General features: G+C 34.0%; 21 protein-coding genes. 5 read left to right on the top strand and 16 right to left on the bottom strand.

Annotated elements, in window-relative coordinates:
- Positions 1-79: 79 nt before the first annotated feature.
- The 3 genes from ACWNMZ_RS04400 to ACWNMZ_RS04390 all read right to left on the bottom strand — a co-directional run bounded on the left by ACWNMZ_RS04400 (position 80) and on the right by ACWNMZ_RS04390 (position 4133).
- Positions 80-673: a methyltransferase gene (locus ACWNMZ_RS04400; protein WP_435406680.1), complete on the bottom strand. Its 594-nt coding sequence runs from the start codon at positions 671-673 to the stop codon at positions 80-82.
- A gap of 72 nt (positions 674-745) precedes the next feature.
- The gene (locus ACWNMZ_RS04395; protein ID WP_449598284.1) at positions 746-2320 is read right to left on the bottom strand and encodes a response regulator transcription factor; all 1575 of its coding nucleotides are present in this window, start codon (positions 2318-2320) and stop codon (positions 746-748) included.
- Positions 2301-4133 carry a cache domain-containing sensor histidine kinase gene (locus tag ACWNMZ_RS04390; protein WP_048716440.1) on the bottom strand — a complete coding sequence of 611 codons (1833 nt, stop codon included), beginning with the start codon at positions 4131-4133 and terminating at the stop codon, positions 2301-2303. The genes ACWNMZ_RS04395 and ACWNMZ_RS04390 overlap by 20 nt, the downstream gene beginning before the upstream one ends.
- A 265-nt stretch (positions 4134-4398) precedes the next feature.
- On the opposite strand from ACWNMZ_RS04390, the gene ACWNMZ_RS04385 reads away from it, so the two are divergent.
- The 3 genes from ACWNMZ_RS04385 (at position 4399) to ACWNMZ_RS04375 (ending at position 7527) form a co-directional block, all read left to right on the top strand.
- Positions 4399-5307 carry a carbohydrate ABC transporter permease gene (locus ACWNMZ_RS04385; protein ID WP_396953867.1) on the top strand — a complete coding sequence of 303 codons (909 nt, stop codon included), beginning with the start codon at positions 4399-4401 and terminating at the stop codon, positions 5305-5307.
- Positions 5307-6134 (top strand): carbohydrate ABC transporter permease, encoded by an 828-nt coding sequence (locus tag ACWNMZ_RS04380; protein ID WP_031537182.1) that lies wholly within the window; start codon positions 5307-5309, stop codon positions 6132-6134. Before ACWNMZ_RS04385 ends, ACWNMZ_RS04380 begins: the two co-directional genes overlap by 1 nt.
- A gap of 94 nt (positions 6135-6228) precedes the next feature.
- Entirely contained in the window at positions 6229-7527 is a 1299-nt protein-coding gene (locus tag ACWNMZ_RS04375) for an ABC transporter substrate-binding protein (RefSeq protein ID WP_251627750.1), read from the top strand.
- A 287-nt stretch (positions 7528-7814) separates the two neighbouring features.
- Here ACWNMZ_RS04375 and ACWNMZ_RS04370 read toward each other — a convergent pair whose 3' ends face one another.
- From ACWNMZ_RS04370 to ACWNMZ_RS04340, 7 genes are all read right to left on the bottom strand, one after another.
- Positions 7815-8966 carry a 3D domain-containing protein gene (locus ACWNMZ_RS04370; RefSeq protein ID WP_251627752.1) on the bottom strand — a complete coding sequence of 384 codons (1152 nt, stop codon included), beginning with the start codon at positions 8964-8966 and terminating at the stop codon, positions 7815-7817.
- A 218-nt stretch (positions 8967-9184) separates the two neighbouring features.
- Positions 9185-9637, bottom strand: a complete 453-nt coding sequence (locus ACWNMZ_RS04365; protein WP_048716433.1) for a GNAT family N-acetyltransferase — start codon at positions 9635-9637, stop codon at positions 9185-9187.
- Positions 9634-11595 carry a translation factor GTPase family protein gene (locus tag ACWNMZ_RS04360; protein WP_349205259.1) on the bottom strand — a complete coding sequence of 654 codons (1962 nt, stop codon included), beginning with the start codon at positions 11593-11595 and terminating at the stop codon, positions 9634-9636. The genes ACWNMZ_RS04365 and ACWNMZ_RS04360 overlap by 4 nt, the downstream gene beginning before the upstream one ends.
- Before the next feature lie 111 nt (positions 11596-11706).
- On the bottom strand, positions 11707-12117 hold the full coding sequence (locus ACWNMZ_RS04355; RefSeq protein ID WP_048716427.1) for a ribosomal maturation YjgA family protein: 411 nt from the start codon (positions 12115-12117) through the stop codon (positions 11707-11709).
- 172 nt (positions 12118-12289) lie between these two features.
- On the bottom strand, positions 12290-12493 hold the full coding sequence (locus tag ACWNMZ_RS04350; RefSeq protein ID WP_031537193.1) for a zinc ribbon domain-containing protein: 204 nt from the start codon (positions 12491-12493) through the stop codon (positions 12290-12292).
- Positions 12494-12619: 126 nt separating this feature from the next.
- On the bottom strand, positions 12620-13366 hold the full coding sequence (locus ACWNMZ_RS04345) for a phosphotransferase family protein (protein WP_251627756.1): 747 nt from the start codon (positions 13364-13366) through the stop codon (positions 12620-12622).
- Positions 13367-13405: 39 nt separating this feature from the next.
- On the bottom strand, positions 13406-13906 hold the full coding sequence (locus ACWNMZ_RS04340; RefSeq protein WP_251627758.1) for a GNAT family N-acetyltransferase: 501 nt from the start codon (positions 13904-13906) through the stop codon (positions 13406-13408).
- A gap of 207 nt (positions 13907-14113) precedes the next feature.
- Here ACWNMZ_RS04340 and ACWNMZ_RS04335 point away from each other — a divergent pair, with 207 nt between their 5' ends.
- The gene (locus tag ACWNMZ_RS04335) at positions 14114-14893 is read left to right on the top strand and encodes a nitroreductase family protein (protein ID WP_449598283.1); all 780 of its coding nucleotides are present in this window, start codon (positions 14114-14116) and stop codon (positions 14891-14893) included.
- A gap of 773 nt (positions 14894-15666) precedes the next feature.
- Here the strand turns inward: ACWNMZ_RS04335 and ACWNMZ_RS04330 are convergent.
- From ACWNMZ_RS04330 to ACWNMZ_RS04310, 5 genes are all read right to left on the bottom strand, one after another.
- Positions 15667-16191, bottom strand: coding sequence for a PadR family transcriptional regulator (locus tag ACWNMZ_RS04330; RefSeq protein WP_048717677.1), 525 nt, complete (start codon positions 16189-16191; stop codon positions 15667-15669).
- A 62-nt stretch (positions 16192-16253) separates the two neighbouring features.
- On the bottom strand, positions 16254-17102 hold the full coding sequence (locus tag ACWNMZ_RS04325; protein WP_031537200.1) for a sialate O-acetylesterase: 849 nt from the start codon (positions 17100-17102) through the stop codon (positions 16254-16256).
- Between the two features lie 375 nt (positions 17103-17477).
- Positions 17478-17621: a hypothetical protein gene (locus ACWNMZ_RS04320; RefSeq protein ID WP_155986742.1), complete on the bottom strand. Its 144-nt coding sequence runs from the start codon at positions 17619-17621 to the stop codon at positions 17478-17480.
- The gene (locus ACWNMZ_RS04315) at positions 17621-17818 is read right to left on the bottom strand and encodes a helix-turn-helix transcriptional regulator (protein WP_048717678.1); all 198 of its coding nucleotides are present in this window, start codon (positions 17816-17818) and stop codon (positions 17621-17623) included. The genes ACWNMZ_RS04320 and ACWNMZ_RS04315 overlap by 1 nt, the downstream gene beginning before the upstream one ends.
- Positions 17819-17943: 125 nt before the next feature.
- A complete protein-coding gene (locus ACWNMZ_RS04310) occupies positions 17944-18492 on the bottom strand; it encodes a short-chain dehydrogenase (RefSeq protein ID WP_251627760.1) in 549 nt (182 codons plus the stop codon).
- A 54-nt stretch (positions 18493-18546) separates the two neighbouring features.
- Here ACWNMZ_RS04310 and ACWNMZ_RS04305 point away from each other — a divergent pair, with 54 nt between their 5' ends.
- The gene (locus ACWNMZ_RS04305) at positions 18547-19374 is read left to right on the top strand and encodes an AraC family transcriptional regulator (protein ID WP_231512540.1); all 828 of its coding nucleotides are present in this window, start codon (positions 18547-18549) and stop codon (positions 19372-19374) included.
- Here the strand turns inward: ACWNMZ_RS04305 and ACWNMZ_RS04300 are convergent.
- Positions 19311-20558 (bottom strand): MFS transporter, encoded by a 1248-nt coding sequence (locus tag ACWNMZ_RS04300; RefSeq protein ID WP_048718982.1) that lies wholly within the window; start codon positions 20556-20558, stop codon positions 19311-19313. The two genes, ACWNMZ_RS04305 and ACWNMZ_RS04300, sit on opposite strands and share 64 nt — an antisense overlap.
- Positions 20559-20610: the final 52 nt, after the last annotated feature.

Raw genomic sequence — 20610 nt, 5'->3', positions numbered from 1 at the left:
CAATGGTTTCATTTTGGTATTATATTACATGGAAAACATAAACAAATATAAAAATGTTAACCCATACTATAAATTTCTTCTACCAATACATAGACTTATATATTATAAACTTGTCCTTATCCTTTTTATTCCCTACTTTTACCTCCCCCTCTTTTTCAAAAAATGGATGGCTCTCCATAAAAAATTGATATTCATCTGAGGGGTAATAGAGAATGACTTTCACCAGGCGACTGTTTTCTTCTAGCGAATACATTATATTGCTGACAATCTTTTGAAAGAGTGGCAGAGAAAAAGGATTAAAGAAATAAAAATAATTATCTTGTGGCTGTATTGAATAATCCTCTGCTTTCCCTAACAGAAAGCGTATCTTCTCTTTCCTACTCTTCCTGTTTTTTGAATAGTGTTCTAAATTTACCAAAGCATCTTGATAATATTCTTCATTCATTTCTATTCCAGTTACAGTAGATTGAAATAAATAATGAATAAAAAAGTTTAATCGACCTTTCCCGCATCCAAAATCAACTATATGATCAGTCTCGTAAAGCGGAAATTCTTGAAACAGCTGTTCTAGATGCTCGTATGGAGTAGGTTCATACCGGTGATAATGGTACGATTTATTGAATCCTAATTGCATTTTTTCGGTTTCGATATGTAATATTTTATCGTAGTTCACTTAAAACACCTTTCTTTTTAATTTCTAAATACCTCCGAGTAGATCAACGTATAAAATTTTACTTTAACTTATCTATTTTTTCTTTTCACGATATTCGTTTGGGGAGATGCCAACTATTTTTTTAAATACTTTGCGAAAATATTTATCGTCTTGATAGCCGATCATATTTGCAATATCATACACCTTTAGATTACTATTTTCCAATAATTCTTGCGCTTTTTGTATGCGTATGGATACTAAATACTCAGAAATATTTATATGATATTCCTGTTTAAATTTTCTCGATATATATTCTCTGCTTATGTAGAAACGCTCTGAAATTTCCTGAAGTTTAATCTCCCGATGAAAATTCATTTTTATGTACTTTTCAATTTCTTGGATAATATTTTTGGACGTTCTTTTATTTTGTCTTTTTACTCGTCTAAGAAACAATGCAATTTCTCTTTTCTTCCTGTCTTTATATGCTTCTAACTGAAATACATCTTCTTTATCAATAAATGACTGAATTCTCTCCTCTAAATCTGTAGGTAGGCTAAAGGGAATATTAAATTCTTTGTACCATCTAGCACTTAGCATCTGATATTCATTTTCCAAATGGAAAAGCTGCCTGAGGCATAATTGCTTTTTTTGAATGAAATCTGTTTGAATTTGTCCAATAAGTGAATGAAAAGCATCCATTTCACCTGTTTGTATGGCAATTTTAATAGAACTACCATAATCCATTAAACTTTTAATCTCTATTTCATCATTATTTATCACAATTTTTTCTTGGTTATTTCTTAAAACATTTCTATTCATTATCATAGACTTAGCATGTTGATAAGAAAGACTCAACTGTACTGCAGAGTTTACTTCGATCCCTATTGCAATCGTACAAGTCAAACCTAATAATTGCTGAATATTAATTTGTATTTCCTTAGCTATGATAAGTGATTCTTTTTTATTTTTTTTTAAAAGAAGGACAATTTCCCCTTTACTTGTTATATATCTGAATGCAATTCCACCACTTTTTTTGCTGAGTTGCTCATTTATTATATTTAATAGCGTAAAAAAGGTAATATCTTTATCTCCACCAAATTGCTCAACGGCTATATTACTTACTTGTAGAAGCCCAATGGTATATGCCGTTGCCTTCGTTAAACGAAATTCTTCCCATACAAATTTGTCCACTGGAACATTGTTAATAATCTGCGTTAACTTTTGGTCTCGATATGCCGGCTTCATTTTATTAATAAGCTGGTTTTTACTACGTTTATTTATTCTTTCCTTCTCCTCCTCTTTCCACTCTTTCACTACCCTTATCAATGTATCATTCAACATTTCAGGATCGATTGGTTTCAACAAATAGTCTGAGCTACCATAATGCATCGCTTTTCGCATATAATGATAATCATCATAACCGGTAACAACAATGGTTTTCCCTTCACAGTAATGCTCATCCATCCATTTTAAAAGCTGAGTTCCATCCAATTTCGGCATTTTCATGTCAGAGAATATTATTTCAGGATTTAATGATCGAATAATTTTAATGGCATCTTCTCCATTACTTGCTTCGTAAATTTCCGTAATCTCATTTCCTTCCCAATCAGCAAGAAGCTTAATTCCTTCTCGTACATGCTTTTCATCATCAACGATTAGTGCCCTCATATCCTCCCACTCCCTCTTGTAAAGATACTGGAATACGAACCATTACTGTAAACTCTTTATTCTCCACACTTTCCATTACTAAGGTCGCTTGTTCCCCATAGTAAAGCTGCAAGCGATCGTAAATATTTTTTAGACCAATTGAGTCTTGTTCTTTTCCCTCCTTCATCGTTTCTTTTCGATACAATCCTTTACGAATGACCTCCAATTTTTCTTTTTTTACACCTCTTCCATTATCCTGAACACTAAATATTAATTGCCCCTCCTTTATATAAGAACAGATGGATATTGTTGCATCCTCCATCGTATCGCTAAATCCATGTTTAAAGCAGTTTTCAACGATTGGTTGGAGAATCATTTTTGGAACGAATATTTCTTTCGTATCCGGTGAAATGTTCATCGTTATGTTCAGCTCTTCTTCAAATCTTTGTTTCTGCAGACCAAGGTATGATTTAGTGTGCTTTATTTCTTGAGAGAATAGGACCATTTCTTCTCTCATATTCATACTGTATCGCATCATATCCGATAGAGAAGTCAATAGTGAATAAACAGGAATTGCCTTCATCTTTAGTGCAAGTGTGCCAATAGACTGAAAGCTATTGTATAAAAAATGCGGATTTATCTGTGATTGTAATACTTTCAGTTGAGCTGATTTATTTTCCAATTGTAATTTATATTCTTGGTCTATTAACCTATTGATTTGTAAAACCATCGATTTAAACCGTCTACCAAGCATGCCAATTTCATCATTTCCTCTGATTTCAAAATCAGTCTCAAAAATGCCTTGCTCCACCTTTTTCATATTATCGATTAAAACCTTAATGGGAGCTGTGATTTTAAAGGAGATGATTATCGTTATGATTAAAACAATGATTAAAGCTACTAAGGCAATAATCGTATTCATATATGCCGTTTCCTTTGCGCTTTTGTAAAGACTGGAGTAAGGAATGCTTTTTATCATATACCAACTATTATCTTGAACAGCAATATTTTCATAAAAGATTACTCCTGAAAAATCCTTTCTATCCCAATTCATGCTATTTTGATGAGGATTATTCTGTACTGCATAAACCCATTCATCCTGACTTTTCTCCCCTATTAAAGCCTTATTAGAAGAGTAAATAATCGTTCCGTTCTCATTTATAATGGAAAGATTTTCATTATCCTTATATAGCCTATTCACAATTCCATTTATTTTTGAAAGATTTATATCAATAGACATAAACCCTAGAATATCGTTAGATGGCACATTTCTAATTTTGTTATGAAAAGATAGGACAGTTGATTTCTCTGAGTTAGGGATAATGGACAATCCATTATAACTATATATCGTATGTGGTGGTTCTATTAATGAATAGTTTGTTTTATCCTGCTCTAATTTACGATAATAAGGATGCAAATAGATTGTTTGATTTTTCCCTCTTCCACTTATTCGAGAGTGATAATTTGTAAAAGAGTCTCTTCCTTTATTAATATATAAATGCATCTGTTCAATCTCAGAACGAGAATTATATACATATGCTAATACACGACGTACCTCCTCCATATTATCTTTGTTATTCTCTCCGACCCCTTGAGTCAACACATTCATGAAAGGAGTATAACGATATAATACAGTGGATATTAATGCAATATCCTCTAAGTAAGTAGTTAGTTCTTCCCTTCCTTTTACCATTAACTCTGTGTTATAAGAAAGGGACTCTTTGTTAATATTCTTTATCGTCTGATAATAAGTAAGGAGTATGCCGGTACCAAAAGGAAGAATAGTAGCAAGAAGTAAGAAAATCATCAGTTTTTTCCGTATACCCCATTTCATTTATGATCGAGAAATTTCAAACAACTTCATCGTTCCAATACACAGCACTAAAAGAAGTCATTCTATAAATTCTCTTCCCCCTCTCAAAATTGTATCCATATAAAAATAATACATAAGGATTGGTCAATATATTACACCTTACTCGTCAATGTAAACGGTTACTTGTTTTATTAATCTCATTATATTATAAATACAGGAGGTGCAGAAAGTGAATAATCAAAATAATGTAGAAAAAATAATCCCCCCCCTTGTTCAACAGTCAAATGTGAGCAGAAAACATTCACTCTCTACAAAGAGAAAGAAAAAATGGAAGGAAGTAGGGTTGTTTTCCCTTTTTGTAGGTCCAGTCTTTATTGCGTTTACAATAGTTGTTCTCGTTCCATTCTTTTCTGGTATTTATTACTCATTTACTGATTGGAATGGAATTACAGGAGAAATCAAATGGGTAGGATTGGAAAACTTTCAGTACATATTCACAGAAGATACTCAGTTTCTCCAATCTTTCAAACTCACTGCTCTGTATACCATTGTGGCAATTATTTTGACAAACACAATTGGCTTTGGTCTAGCCTTGCTTGTAACGCAAAAACTAAAATCTAGTAATTTATTACGTACGGTGTTTTTTATGCCTAATCTACTTGGCGGCCTCTTACTCGGATTTATCTGGCAATTTATATTCATTAGAGGGTTTGCCTCTATTGGGGAACTAACTGGAATTCCACTATTTGAGCTCGCTTGGTTAGGAGATAAAAATACTGCCTTTTGGGGAATTGTAATTGTCAGCGTATGGCAGGGTGCAGGATATATTATGCTCATTTATATTGCAGCCTTACAAAATATTCCGAAAGAACTAATCGAAGCAGCAAAAATCGATGGAGCGAACCATTTTCAAGTCTTACGAAATATTAAAATCCCGCTCGTAGCACCGGCAGTCACCATCTGTTTATTCTTAACAACTGCATCTTCATTTAAAATATTTGATGCGAATCTTTCCTTAACAAATGGAGGGCCGTTTAAATCAACAGAAATGTTAGCGCTTAATATTTATACAGAGGCATTTGTAAATAATCGCTACGGAATCGGGGAAGCAAAAGCACTTATCTTCTTTATTGTCGTAGCAACCATCTCCATTATACAGGTTATGATTACAAAGAAAAAAGAGGTGGAATCTTGATGGAGAATAAATACACTAGCAAAACTTTATTGGTGGAAATCTTCGGTATAATATTAGGCTTGCTATTTTTAATTCCATTTTATTATGTTATTTCGAATTCACTAAAATCTTTTGCCGAAATATTAACCAATACATCTGCATTACCAAGTTCACTTCATTTTGAAAATTATCTAAATGCTTTTGAAAAGTTAAATTTTCTTAAAGTATTTAGCAACTCTCTTCTTGTAACTATTGCAAGCAATCTTGTATTAGTAGTGTTCTGTTCGATGGCCGCTTACATGCTTGTCAGAACAAAAAAGAAAATAAGTAATATCATCTTTATGGCCTTTGTTGCCGCAATGATTATTCCTTTCCAATCGATTATGATTCCACTTATTAAAACAGCATCTAGCTTACACTTACTTAACAGTATTTGGGGTCTAGTGTTCATGTATCTAGGATTTGGGTCTGGGATGACAATCTTTTTATACCATGGTTTTATTAAAGGAATTCCAGTGGAATTAGAAGAAGCAGCTATTATAGATGGTTGCTCACGGTTTGGAGTATTTTGGAGAATTGTTTTTCCATTATTAAAACCGATTACAGTAACAATCATTATCTTAAATAGCTTATGGATATGGAATGACTATTTATTACCATCACTCGTATTACAAAATCCAGAATTGCGGACGATTCCACTTGCTACATTCTTTTTCTTTGGTCAATATACAAAACAATGGGATCTTGCATTAGCCGCACTTATGATAGGAATCATCCCATTATTAATTTTCTTCTTTTCTATGCAAAAACACATTATCCAAGGCATTACTAGCGGGTCTATTAAATAAGGAACAAAGAGGTTGTTTTCATAATTAATTCTTTTATTATAAAGCTGCCTCTTCCAAATAAATAAGTTATTTTCTATAACTAGGAGGAAACCAAATGAAATTCAAAAAAATGAAAAAGTATTCCTTATTAACTGGTATCTTAACTGCTTCCCTTCTTTTTGCAAGTGCTTGTTCCAATGAAGGGGCTTCAAGTAATAATGAATCTAGTAAAGATGATAAAGTAGTGGTTGACTTATTTAATGGGAAAGTAGAAATAGCTGATCAATTAAAAGCACTAACAGACCAATATACAAAAGAACATCCAAATGTAACATTTAATATTGAAACAGTCGGTGGAGGTGCAGATGGAACAGCAGCCTTAAAAGCGAAATTCGCGTCTAATACGGCTCCTGATATTTTTGGAAATGGTGGATATCAAGAGGCGTTGACTTGGCTAGATAAATTAGAAGATTTATCGGATCAACCATGGGTAGATGATGCTTACGAAAGTGCGTTAGTGCCGATGACAGTTGATGGAAAAATCTATGGTCAGCCTGTGAATCTAGAAGGATATGGTTTTGCCTACAATAAAGAGTTATTTAAAAAAGCAGGAATTACCGAATTACCAACTACTTTTTCTGAATTAGAAACTGCAGCAGAAAAATTAAAAGCTGCTGGCATTACTCCTTTTTCAATTGGGTATGGAGAATGGTGGGTATTAGCTAATCATGGACTGAATGTACCCTTTGCTTATCAAGATGATGCAGATGCATTTATTAAAGGATTAAATGATGGCTCTACAAAAATCGCAGGCAATGAGCACTTTAATAAATTCTTTGATTTACTAGATTTAACTATAGACTACGGTAATAAAAACCCGTTAACAACAGACTATAATACACAAGTAACCTTGTTTGCAACTGGCGAAACAGCAATGATTCAACAAGGTAACTGGATTCAACCAATGATAGATAAAATTACTCCTAACTTAGAAGTAGGCTTTATTCCAATGCCATTAAGTGATGATGAAGAAAAATCAGATAAACTAATGGTTGATGTACCTACAAACTGGGTCGTTCATAAAGATGCCCCTGAAAAAGACAAAGAAGCAGCATTAGATTTCTTAAACTGGATGGTAACTTCCGATTTTGCAAAAGACTCGATTGTAAAAGATTTTAAGTATGTTCCTGCATTTGAAACAATCCAAGCAACCGCAGATGACATTGGTCCATTAGGAGCTGAAATTCAAAAGTATTCACAGGAAGGAAAAACCTATACATGGCAATTTATGAAGTATCCTGATGGTGCTGGCCAAGAGTTCGGTGCTAGTCTACAGGCATATGTCGGAAATCAAAAATCACGTGAGGAAACAATGAAATCATTAGATGATACGTGGGAAAAACTTAAAAAATAGACTAAAAAGTGAGAAATGCTAAACACTATCGTAAGCTATTCCATATCCAGTTAATCTTAACAATTTATTTATAAATTATTGATAATTTCGTCATATATTATTCATAATATATGGGTATGATAATTATATAGTCATTAATAGCTTTTTCAAGTCCCCCCTTGAAATTGATAGATTTAAGGAGTGCCTAATAGCACTCCTCCTTTTTTGCATATAAATTCTCCGCCAAAATAAAAAAAGACTCTTCATAATAAAGAGTCTTGCATATTAAGATAAAAAGTAATAGTAAATTAGTTCAATATTTTTATTTTCACAGTTTTGCGTCCCCAAGCCTTTGCTTTTTTGGTTGAAGGCATTAAAACATCTATTTTATGTCCCTTAATAGCCCCACCAGTATCTCCTGCAATGGCTTCTCCATATCCTTCTACCCAAACTTTCGAACCTAATGGGATGACAGATGGATCGACTGCAATTAACTTCATATTCTTATTCTTTTTTATATTATATCCAAGTGCTGTATAATCAGATTTTGTATCTTCATGACTATAAGCAGTAGCCGTTACATAAATAACATCTTTATTACTAGAAGACTTGCTAGTCGATTTACTAGAAGATGCTTTACTTGATACACTTGCCACTTTACTTGTTGAAGCTGCCTTCCCTGCATTATTCTTCTTTGCTTCTTTTTGTTCTTGCTTTAATGCAGAATCTGCTTCATTAATTTGTGCAAGCACGACATTTTTTTCGCTTTCAGCTAGTTCCACTTCTTTTGAAACTGCCGCAAACTTTTTCTGCACAGCTGAAAGTGCTTCTTGTCTCTTAGCTAGATTTTGTTGCAGATCATTTTGAGAAGCAGCTAGTTGATCATATTGGCCTGTTAGTTCTTCTTCTTTCAGATCAATTGCTAGTTTCTCTTCTTCAATTTTCTCAAGATCTGCTTGCTGCTGCTCTAATATATCTTTATCACCATCAAAAATAAGCGAAATAGCTGTTGCTCTACTAATAAAGTCAGCGAAGTCCTTTGCATTCAATAGTACTTCTAAAACGACGTTCGTTTGGTCTGTATTCTGCAAGGATACTAGACGCTCTTTCATAACGTCTTTACGTGCTAGTACTTTATCTTCTAAAACAACAATCTCTTCTTTCTTTTTCTCTATCTGTTGTTTCGTTTCTTCAATTTTTGCTTGCAGATTCGCTATTTTTTCTTTATTTTGCTGCATTACTGTTTCAACGGCTTTTAAGTCTTCTTGAACAGTTTCCAACTCTTTTAAAGTTTTTTGCTTTTCTGCTTCTTTTTCGTTAATCAATTGCTCATTTTGGTTCAATTGATTTTTCGCTTTGTTAAGTGTTTCTTGACTCGTTTCTGCTTGTACCATAATCGCTGATGCCAAAAAGATGACACTGCTTAGCGAAATGGCCATTAGTTTTTTTAAGGAACGCATCTAAAAACCCCTTTCTCTATTGTTATAACACATGAAAGAGGTTTCTAAATTACAATTCTATTAAAATAGTAAGTCATTCTTTTTAAAATTAGTTTACAAGCAAGCTAGTAATTTTCGAATATTCTCTAGCATTCCGTAGGGCTAGAAGGGAATATTACAGTTTGTTACCTTTGTAATATTTCTGTCAATTACTAATATTTATCTTTTTCTAAAATGGATTATATATCCTGTATCAGCCTTATCATATCCACACACTGGATTCCATTTTCATAGATTTCTTCCTCATAGTTTATGAGAAAAAAATCTTTATCTATTCGATTGAATCGAAACCCACATTTTTGATAGAGTGCAAGTTGACCAATACTACTATTGCCAGTACCTACTTCTATCACTTTATATCCTAGCTTTTTCGCTTCCTTCACCGCATGCATCACTAATTTTTTCCCTAATCCTTTTCCTTGATAGATTTCAACAACCGCTAGATTTATTAACTCGATTGATTCTTCCTTTATAGGTAACAACACATAGACACCAATCCATTGATTCTTTTCTTCCGCAATATAACATATACCCGTTTTAAGATATTCCTTTACTAGACGTTCAGATGGATCTGCTGTTAATAATAATTCAATGGGAGGACTTTCCTCTTGTTCTAACTTTCGAATAATCATGAATTCATTCCCGCCTTCTTTGGACAATGCATCATCGCTTCTGCCTCTTCCCAAGTAACGGTATATCCAGCTCCTTTTGCACAAAAAATGGAGGAGGATGTATATTCCGGATCAGCATTTTTATCATAGCCTAGCCTGTCGATCACATCCTCTTCGTTATGACAAGGATAATAACCTGCAAATGTTAAGGAAAGCTGCCCTTTTCCTTGTGTGAATGATGCAAGTGTCGTACTATATTCCATAAAGGTAGCAACAGGAACCTTACCTGTGAGAACTGCTTTCTCGTCTATAGTTTCAGGCGTATTAAATTCCCCATATGCTGTTTGAATGTCAGACAAAACCCTGCCCATTTGTTCTATATCTACTTTTATTTTAAAGGAATAATACGGTTCTAATAAGCGGTTACGTACTTTTTCTAAACCTTGGCGTAATGCTCGAAAGGTAGCTTCTCTGAAATCTCCGCCATGTGTATGTTTATTATGCGCTCTTCCCGTTAACAGAGTGACTTTTATATCCGTTAACGGAGATCCTGTTAAAATCCCATGATGCTCCCTCTCAAAGAGATGCTGGCAAATGAGATTTTGAATAGCAATAGACAAATCATCTGTATGACAATTGCTCTCAAATACAATCCCGCAATTCCTTTTACCTGGCTCTAATTGAAGATGTACTTCCGCATAATGACGCAATGGCTCAAAGTGTCCATAACCGATAGTGTCTGTCTCAATCGTTTCTTTATACAAAATTTCCGGCCGTTCAAACTGAACCTGGATAGCAAATCTTTCAAATATGATTTCCCGAAGAACCTCTAGCTGTATTTTTCCCATAACATGTAAATGGATATCTTGCAGCTTTTCTTCCCATGTCACATGAAGGGAAGGATCCTCTGCTTCTAATAGTTTAAAAAATGTAAGGGCATCCTTTTTATTCATCCTTGGTTCTAAAACTACCCTAGAACGAAGAGTTGGCACTAATTCATACTCTGCTTTCTCCAGAAGTTCTCCGACTCCATCGCCTACAGCTGCATTTGTAAGGCCTGTTACAGCAAAAAGCTCTCCAGCATTGACTTCATTTACTTGCTGAAATTGAGTCCCATTATATTTACGTATTTGTGTGACTTTCTCCATGTCACCATTTCCATACATAAGCTCCTCTCTCACACGCAACGTTCCACTTTTAGCTTTCATAAAGGTAATCCTCGTTCCAGAATCATCATAGCGAATTTTATAAACCCTTCCTGAAAACGGCTCATCCTTTTTGTACAATGTTGTCGTCAAATGATCAAAACAATGGAAAAATTCCTTTACCCCGATATCTTGTAAGGCAGATCCATAGCCACAAGGATAAAGACGAGAAGAACGAATCATTTCCTGCATTTTGTCGATCCAAAGTGTTGGTTGAGAGCCTTTATCCATATAGTAATCAAGAAGCTCTTCGTCTCGTTCAGCCATAAATTCAATAAGCTCTTCAGACATATTACTGCCATCAAATGAGGATATATCAAATACCTCGGTCGTAAATTGTGAACGTATTTCTGTGAGAACACGCTCTACATCCGCTCCAGTTCGGTCCACTTTATTGATAAAGAAAAACGTCGGAATCTGATGTATTTTTAAAAGACTCCAAACTGTTTCCGTATGGCCCTCGATGCCCTCTACTGCACTAATAATGACAATCGCAAAATCCATTACTTGAATCGCTCTTTCCATTTCTGGAGAGAAATCAACATGTCCTGGGGTATCGATTAAATAATACGTTGAATTTCCATGTTCAATCATGCCTTGGTCAGCAAAAACGGTGATACCTCGTTGTTTTTCAATTAGATGACTATCTAAAAATGCACTTTGATGATCCACACGCCCTCGTTTTTTTATACTATTTGTGTGATAAAGAAGCTGTTCGGAAAAAGTAGTTTTTCCTGCATCGACATGTGCTAATATTCCAATCGTTTTATTCATTTTGCAAGCGACTCCTATTCTAAATCTATGGCTCCATTAAATGAAGTAAGTTATATCTTATAATGACTTTACAAGCGTATCATTTTAAAAAAATGGACTCTAGCTTACCTATCATCTTTTTCTGCAAATTAATAATTTATCCACCAGACATGCTATTGCTATCCCAGATAAATAGCGGACTAGATCAACGACAAGGAATCCCCTTCCTAATATCAACGCACCCATTGTCGAATTTCTGAGCTCATTTATCCAATCTGCTTGATATAATTGACTGAATTCTATTCCAAAACAAAATAGGATACTACCTACCATAGCAAGCAGGATTTTTTTTCCCCCAAGAAGAAAACGAAAGCCAAAATAAATCATCATTGACCACAACATGTCTCCTGCATGTTGACTAATAAAGTCCGGAAGTAGATTACTAAATCGTCTGGAGAAAAGTCCTAATGCCACCATAAAAAAGGCAGCAACTAGGTAATTTGTTCTCTCCATGCTTTTCAATTTCTCATTTGATTGTTTCATTTTTCACTCACTATGTTTAGATTTTTATGAATATCTTTATTATAATTATTCCCTATAAGGCTTTCCATATTTTCGTTTTCAAATATGTAGACAAAATGAAAGAGACCATTACACAACTGGTCTCTTTTCATCTTCATTACGTTAGGATTTTTCCGTCTATTAGCTTGGGGACTTACCCCAAGAACAAATCTAGAATATTAGAACCTTTTGATGTTTGTTTATTATAGAACTCTGAATACCCACATTTTTTGCAAAAAACAACAGTAAATGTATTATGCTGAATATCCATTAGCTTCGATAAGCCTGTTCCTGTCATTGCTACATCTTTTGTACCTACTTCCGTTCCACCGCATTTCACACAGCCTTTACTTTCCATATTCAACCACTCCTTATTCTTAAATGTATAACCTTACGTGAAAACCTCGACAAATCCCATAATACCTCTTTAATTTGTTATCTTCCTATATCTTTACGTATGAAAATGGTTTAAGTTTCACTTTCGTTATCCTATATAACGATTAATAATCTTCAAAAGCTTGTCTTTATTTGCTGGAGAATCATTTTCGCTTAATCGTGCGGCTGCAATGATGGGCATCCATTCTAATATCGCCTCTTTTGTATCCCCGGTCTTGCTACAATAGATATTCAAATATAAATCAGCTAGTTCCTGATGATTTTCCAAATAGAGGAGATAGGTTCTACATATATCTGCCCGAACATCTCCTGCTCCAGCATCTACCCAATCGATTATCCATACTTTGTCATCTGCTTGCACGAGATTAAAAAGGTGATAGTCCCCATGGCAGAGTCTGGTCTCATTCGGCATTAACTTTAACTTAGCTAAAATCAGTGATTTTGTTTCAACCTCTAAAATATGCGAGCCTTCAATTTGTCTACGCCACTTTGCCGTGATTGGTTGTAGATCGTTTCCTTCATGATGATGAATTTGTTGTTGGATATCGATAGACTTGCTCATATAATATTCAGCCATCTCAAGATTCTCAAACAAGAGATCTCCTAACGTTTTTCCTTTTATGTATTCCATTATTAAAACTTGATTGTTGTTCACTTTCGTTATTTCTATCACTTTTGGAACAGGTAAACCACAAGAATGAGCAAACCTTTGTTTCGCTGCTTCCATTGCCGATTCCGTTGGTGGAAGATAGTCTTTATATATTTTGAAAATTTTATGATCATTTAAGTAAATCTTTGCTGTATTTCCAGTAGCTATCGGTTCTCCTAAATTCACTCTACTCCCTCCCTACTTTTTAACAAACCAAATGATTAATTAAGAAATAGCTCTAGCAAATCGTAATGATACCTGCTCTTCTCCTGTTTCTGTAACGGTTATCTTTTTCTCTTGAAAAATATATCCTCTTGCTTCATAAAACGGGATTCCCCTGTGATTTCCCTCTTGTACAGAAACCCATTGCCTTGTTGCGCCAAGGGCTACCTGGTCTTTCGTCAATGCTTCAAGCAAAAGTCTTCCAATCCCTTGATAGCGGTATTTTTCATCTATATAAAGAACAAAAACCTCCGAGACATTATCTCCCGTTATTCCTCCTCCAATTACGCCAACTACTTCAGAATCAAAAAGAGCAACATAGGAATAGCTCCCATTCTCTATATCTTTTTCTATTCGATTAAGCTTGTACCAAAAATCAACCGTTTGGTTCTGACATTCTTCACTCAGCTTGCCTTCTACCGTTTGCCGCCAACCAGTTGAACAAATTTTTCGAATCATTTCCGCATGTTCCTTTTTTGGTTTTTCAATAGATATTTTTGTCATGCTTTATTCCCCTTCTTCAAAATTTAAGTTCCTTTTTTTCAGCTATTCATATGCTTAAAGAATACCATTTAATTCGTAAAGCACCTATAAAAATTACTGGAATTTTATAAGTATTTAAAATAAACTGTATTTTAAGAGGATGTCTCATAGAATAAATGGAAAGTGATAGTTTAGCGAAAAGGCAAATATTAAATTAGGAGTGATTGTTTGGAATTAAATGATGTTATACATGGCCATAGATCGATAAGACAATATGAAGATAAGGAAGTTAGTCAAGAGCTATTGGATCAAAACTTAGAAGCAGGAATCCGTGCCTCATCAAGTGGTAATATGCAGTCTTATTCTATCATTGTTACGAAGGATAAGGAGCTTAAAAATCAATTATACAGTGCACATATGGACCAATCCATGGTTGTGGATGCACCTATTCTCCTTACATTTTGTGCAGATTTCAATCGAATGAGAAAGTGGCTGGAGCTTAATGATGCGCCAGTACATTTTGATAATTATATGAGCTTTATGATAGGTGCGATTGATGCAACATTAGTATCACAAAACTGTGCTTTAGCAGCAGAAAATGCTGGCCTTGGCATTTGCTATATGGGCTCTACTCTTGCAAATTGTGATCAAATCGGCAAACTTCTAAATTTACCAGAGAATGTTGTACCTATTGTAGGCTATTCTTTAGGGTATCCTGCAGAAAATCCAGCTCCACGTGATCGACTGCCAAAGCATGGGCTTGTTCACTATGATACCTATCAGGATTATTCAGACCAAGATATTCTTGAAATATATAAAGAACGGGATGAAAAGGGCTGGAATCGCTATATGGATGTCCCTCGACTGAAAGAAATGACAGAACAATTAGGATTAAAAAATCTAGCTCAAATCTACACCATTGCAAAATATACGAAAGAATCTCATCACGAATTTTCACAAACTGTATTAAATTACTTGGAAAAACAAAATTTTATGAATAACGGGTAATAGTTTACTTCCTGGAGAAAGTTTTTGTGTTTTTATTATAAAATAATAATGAGGCATGGACAAAACTAAATAACCAAACTTTAAAGACGAACTATCTCTAATTTAGCTCTTAAATAAAGCTGCTTTCTCATGATGGTTATCTATGTTTTTAAATATAGTCAAGTGTAAAAACTAAGTCGTTCCATTGCGTTACAGACGCACGATGCGCCGGGGAGGAAGTTAAGCCTCCTCGCTGCGTGGCCACTGAAAAAGTGAATTACCTGGTGAATCGGTAGTTACCAAACCATTCTAACTTAGTGTAGGTTTTTGTTTTCCGAGGCTTACCGCTCGCTTTCCACGGGGCGAGCGCCGAGCCGCTTCGTCGCTACGCTCCTGCAGGGTCTCGGACTTTCTCGCATCTCCCGTAGGAGTCGAGCGGACGCCTCTCCAAACCAACTTATTATTCACTTTCAAATAAATAAAACCTCATTTTATTTGGAGAACTAGACTTTTTAGTGCCCTCCTCGCTGCGCTGCGGGGTCTCAGCCTTTCCTCTACTTCCCGCAGGAGTCGAACGTCCTCCACTCCATTCCACTTTGTTTTTAAACCTTTATCCAAATAACAAATACGAATATTCACGTGAATCAATTACATAATCGTTAGTTTTTATTGTTAGTTGAAATGCTTATTTCCCAGCCTCATTATCTTTGTCGCAAACCATGTAACAGAATTTGCTTGTATACTATGAAAGGATCTCCATCTTTCGCACAACCAAACTTTTATTTCAATGCCTCTTATCTTTTTTCATTACTTATATCTTTTAGCAATCCTTCAAACCATTGAACATTTACTAAATGATGTGAACGTGAATTTTCCAACATCTTTTTGAAATAAGTAGGAATCGTTTCATTATGCTGAAGCGTTTGTTCTAATAAAAAAATTTTCTTTTGCGTTTGTTCGATTTGTATATTTATTAGTTTTGTTAGTTCCTCTTTTGTATATTCATCTGCAAATAACATTGCTGCATAAAAAGATAAATTTATATAATCTGTCTTAGAACCATACTTAAACATCAATTTTTCGAATTCTTTATCACCTAGTTCTGTGATAATATAATTACGCTTTTCTCTAGTATTATCTAATTGGTCCACTTGTTGAATATATTGCTTTTCTTCTAATTGTTGAAGATTATAATAGAAGGATCCCTTAGTAAAATTCACTATATATTGATAATGTCTCTCTTCCATTAGTGCCAACAATTCGTATCCGTAAGAACCTGGTTTTTGTTTTAATAAGCCTAAAATGAGTAATGGTATCAAAAAAACACCTTCTTTTATTCTTCCTTAAAAGTATTGGAATAGTTATTGCATTTTTTTATCGTTTACTTCTTGTTTATTTGTATGAGCTGAGATTCAAATTCGTCATATGAAATTTTCCCTACCGCTAATTCTAGCGTCTTCCTATATATCTTTTCTGATTTGGTATTTACTCTAGTATGAATAAGGTTTATCAACTCATTTTCATTATTTAACGGTTCCAATACATGTTGTTTTTTAGAAAAGGCTTCAAAATACCGCAAACCAAATTTTCTTTGAGAAATTGCATCAATATGAATACCATCTGGATTAGAAGTTAAGCCTTCTGCAGTGACAAAATAGCAATTGTCTTGTTCAAAAGCAAATTTTTGCAGCTCTTGATTAATAAAATTATATTCAGCAGAATATTTCCCAAATCCCTCTTTTCCTAGAAAATCTCCCAAACCACCAATAATAAAAGGAATATCTGGAGCATTTAACTCCACTCTAAGAGCCTCAACAATGGAAAATAATTTATTATAATAGACTTTGTAATTCCCATTCATACTATCGCTTTCTCCTTGATGCCATAGAATTCCTGTTAACTCACTATTCTCCATAGCAAATTTAGCTTCGGTAATTGCATGTCGAAAAAGCGGTTGATCAACTGCCCATTCATCTAGCGTGCTTCCACCTTCTGCACAGGGAATAAGGCCAATCTTATCATCTTGATTTTCGCGACTCCATGCTTCTGCAAAGGAACCAACTAGACTAATTCCTGAAACAGGACGGTCATAATTGACAGGCTCCGTCATCATTTGCCATCTTCCATTACGCAACATTTGTATTCTCTCATTATAAATCGGAGGAACTTCATGGATAAATCCTCGTCCCGCCATATTCGACTGTCCTATCATTAAAAACGATTTAATCATTTTTTTCATCCTTTCTTTTAGAACATATTTTAATTATTGCCTTCGATACTTTTTGAATATAGCTACTGATCAATTTTTTAATAGTTGGGTTGTTTGAAACAATATCTTAGTAGATTATCCTCGAAAGCAAGGTCTATCCATTTCACATTTAGTCTAATTAGACTAATCACTCTTAGAATATTATAGTCTAATTAGACTGTTTGTCAAATGTTTGAGAGGACTAACCACGACGGTGTAGCGAATAATGCATAATTTATTTGATAAGTTCCCTCCCCCCTCTTTCTCCCTAAAATAGGTTCCATCATAGAATAATATTCTTTTTATTAAAACGATCTGCAAGCACTGCTCCAAAAAAATTAACAAGTAGAGAGGGTACTAAACTAAAAGCCAGATAGTCAAGAATAATGGGAATTCTAAGGAGATTTGAAAATGGGATAATGATCCTTCTGATAAATAATATAAAATCTTTTCCTCCCGATACTCATCATCTGGCAATAAAAACGATATCCAAGATTTCATTACAACTCCACCTCCCAAAAGAGATCATCCAGTGTTTTATTAAGTTCATTTGCTATTGCTATACAAAGTTGAAGACTGGGACTATGTTTTCCATTTTCGATCAATCCGATTGTCTGTCGAGCGACTCCTACTCCTTTAGCTAACTGTTCTTGAGTAATTGACAATTTCATCCTTATTATTTTCACATTATTTTTCATAAACTCACCTGCCATGTTAATACAATAATTTCTAAAATAAGGTGGTTAACTCTTCTTATTGGATTAACCACCCTTTACTTTAAGTACAATTCTTCAAAAGCCTAATGAATCTCCGTTTTGATGACTTACGGGTGCTTATCCCAAGGTTCAATTTGGCCAATGGTTAGTATCTTCTTCTTTTTCTTAATCGCTTCAATGATTCCATCTGAAATTTCCTTATTTGTTAACCACCTTGAACGGGAACCCTCTGTTACAAATCCCAATTGAACTTGATAATATGAACAACCCGTAGGCATTGTAACTTCTCTCTTAATTTTATTTAGATCTGAACTACTGCCTAAAACATGGAATAACTCCCATTCACTTTTACTAATTAAAACCTCTTTCGCTATTATATTAAGTGCATTTGGAGCAGTAGAGTGAATCCATGCTACTACAATATCAATAGCACCATTTTTATTTATTGTTGCATGCACTTTCTTTTGTAATTCATCATGATTACTATAATCAACAAATAGTGGTGTGACATGACTATCTAAGTCTGTTTGTTCTATTAAATTCTTCATCCGATCAGAATTCCTAGCGATGATTGAAACATGATACCCTTGTTCTAATAACCAGAGTGATACCCCTGATAACATACCTGTTCCACCAACTACTAATGCATGCTTCATTAATTTTCCTCCCCATTATGATACAATTTTTATAATAACTAAGAAGGTGATTATGTGAGTTCAACAAAACTATTACTAGAAAACAATAATGGAGTTTTCTTATATAAAAAAGATTTCGGCCAAGAAAGCAACTGGCGTTCAGATAATTATTATAAATTTATTTACTCTTTAATGGGAACGATAGATTACCAAACGAACAGAAGTCAGCTTACCCTTCATAATCAACATTTTATTTTATTCAACCCACTAGATGAACATAAACAATTAGCAATAGACGATAGGAAATTTTTAATTGAATTAAACCCTTCTTTTCTTAATGAGGTTTCTCAAGCTCTCTATCCTGTTCACAATGATATCCAGTTTGCTACACATATCCAGAAGAACTCTCAAATTTCAAATTGGGTTAGATTTGTATTAGATTTCGTACAACTTGAAAAAGATGACACAAAATCTATGGAAATATTTTTGGAACACAGTTTCACTCAATTGGCTTTAATGTTACTGAAAAGTGCTGTTGGAACCCATACACAAGATATAAATTTAAATACCTATAAAACAATAGATCCACAAATTTATAAAACAATATTAGCTTTAAAAGAAGATTATCAGCATTCTTGGACCTTGAATGAGATGGCAAAAGTAGCGAATTTAAGTAAATTTCAATTTGCCCATTACTTTAAAGACATCTTAGGGATTTCCCCATACTCTTGGTTACAAACTTACCGAGTCGTCAAAAGTCAGGAAATGCTAAAAAAAAAATATAACACTGTATTAGAAATTGCAATGGACTGTGGTTTTTCATCTGTTACTGTTTACAATCAATTATTTAAGCGATTATATGGTATTACTCCTGGCGCTTTTCGAGAAATGGTTAATAAGTAAATACCTGAACAAATAACCATCATAATTCCGCATATTAAAAACAAGATTCTTGTAGACAAGAATGAAGAGATGAATCCGAATACTCCAAGAGAAACAGCATTTGATAAATATAGAAGAAATGCATTAAAACTAAAGCCCCTACCTAGTTTTTCTACGGGAAGATATTTCTGTAACAAATATACTCGTGATAAGCCAGATATAGGTAAGCCTATTGCTGCAACTAATATCCCTATAAAAAACATTGGAAGGCTATACGCAAATCCTAAAAGGAGAATGCCTATACCCCAAATCAGTGAGCCAAAAAGATAAATTTTCACACTTAACTTTTTCCAAATTAATGGGATAAGCAGGTTAACTGCAATTACAGCAGCACCATACCATCCTAAAAGTAAGCTGTATAATTCCTCTCCATTTGGGGTTGTTTCGATTAGTTGCAGTAATAAACCGACTTGCCATACCCAGGTATTGAAAAACACAATGATTACTGTAACTATAAATATGGTTCGAATTGTCGTTTGTTTTTTCACCCAAATTGAAAAATCCTTTATTGAGATAAATATATCACTTATTTTTCTTTGATTTGGACTTTCGCCTGTTATATTTTTTTCTGTAAATTGAATTTTATAAATAAGAATAGCACTTATAAGATATGTTAGTGCATCGAAAGTAAAAAAGTGGATAATGTTAATGGTATTCATTAAGCCTACACTAACAATAGGTCCTAATACAGTAATGCCCCTTGTAACTGTGTCAAGCAAACTGTTAACAGAAGATCTTTCCTCTTCCCTTGTAATAATGGGTAATATAGCCCTATGAGCAGGATTAAAAAAACAGCCTAGACACTGAATAAGAAAACTCACTATTATTAAATGCCAATAGTTCAGCAACTCTAATTGTTGAAATAGCACTAATGATAATATTAGAGGTACTCTTATAAGATCGATTCTTATTAATATCCTTTTTTTATCTACCCAATCAGCAATTACTCCCCCGATTAATCCAAATAAAAGATAAGGGACTACTTGTGAGATTGCAACACCAGTTGTATGTATACTTGATTCTGTCATCTGATAAGTTAAAAATAGGAAGGCTAACCCAGATATAACATCCCCCAAACTAGAAGTCCCAGCTCCTAACAAGTAAAATAATACATTTCTATTATTTTTTATAATTTTTAAATACACATTAAATCACCTCTTCCCTGAGTGTACTTTTTATTTGAGGTGATTTCTTTAC

The organism is Niallia sp. Marseille-Q9988 (genome assembly GCF_976954375.1).
Note: the sequence above shows the minus strand (reverse complement) of the source record. Positions and strands in the feature narration are given on the sequence as shown.

What these genes read in the sequence shown, in the direction of transcription:
- ACWNMZ_RS04390 (WP_048716440.1), bottom strand. Translation starts at nt 4,133, where the DNA reads ATGAAATGGGGTATACGGAAAAAACTGATGATTTTCTTACTTCTTGCT.
- ACWNMZ_RS04365 (WP_048716433.1), bottom strand. Translation starts at nt 9,637, where the DNA reads ATGATTATTCGAAAGTTAGAACAAGAGGAAAGTCCTCCCATTGAATTA.
- ACWNMZ_RS04325 (WP_031537200.1), bottom strand. Translation starts at nt 17,102, where the DNA reads ATGATTAAATCGTTTTTAATGATAGGACAGTCGAATATGGCGGGACGA.
- ACWNMZ_RS04370 (WP_251627752.1), bottom strand. Translation starts at nt 8,966, where the DNA reads ATGCGTTCCTTAAAAAAACTAATGGCCATTTCGCTAAGCAGTGTCATC.
- ACWNMZ_RS04310 (WP_251627760.1), bottom strand. Translation starts at nt 18,492, where the DNA reads ATGAAGCATGCATTAGTAGTTGGTGGAACAGGTATGTTATCAGGGGTA.
- ACWNMZ_RS04315 (WP_048717678.1), bottom strand. Translation starts at nt 17,818, where the DNA reads ATGAAAAATAATGTGAAAATAATAAGGATGAAATTGTCAATTACTCAA.
- ACWNMZ_RS04340 (WP_251627758.1), bottom strand. Translation starts at nt 13,906, where the DNA reads ATGACAAAAATATCTATTGAAAAACCAAAAAAGGAACATGCGGAAATG.
- ACWNMZ_RS04360 (WP_349205259.1), bottom strand. Translation starts at nt 11,595, where the DNA reads ATGAATAAAACGATTGGAATATTAGCACATGTCGATGCAGGAAAAACT.
- ACWNMZ_RS04395 (WP_449598284.1), bottom strand. Translation starts at nt 2,320, where the DNA reads ATGAGGGCACTAATCGTTGATGATGAAAAGCATGTACGAGAAGGAATT.
- ACWNMZ_RS04380 (WP_031537182.1), top strand. Translation starts at nt 5,307, where the DNA reads ATGGAGAATAAATACACTAGCAAAACTTTATTGGTGGAAATCTTCGGT.
- ACWNMZ_RS04320 (WP_155986742.1), bottom strand. Translation starts at nt 17,621, where the DNA reads ATGAAATCTTGGATATCGTTTTTATTGCCAGATGATGAGTATCGGGAG.
- ACWNMZ_RS04355 (WP_048716427.1), bottom strand. Translation starts at nt 12,117, where the DNA reads ATGAAACAATCAAATGAGAAATTGAAAAGCATGGAGAGAACAAATTAC.
- ACWNMZ_RS04375 (WP_251627750.1), top strand. Translation starts at nt 6,229, where the DNA reads ATGAAATTCAAAAAAATGAAAAAGTATTCCTTATTAACTGGTATCTTA.
- ACWNMZ_RS04350 (WP_031537193.1), bottom strand. Translation starts at nt 12,493, where the DNA reads ATGGAAAGTAAAGGCTGTGTGAAATGCGGTGGAACGGAAGTAGGTACA.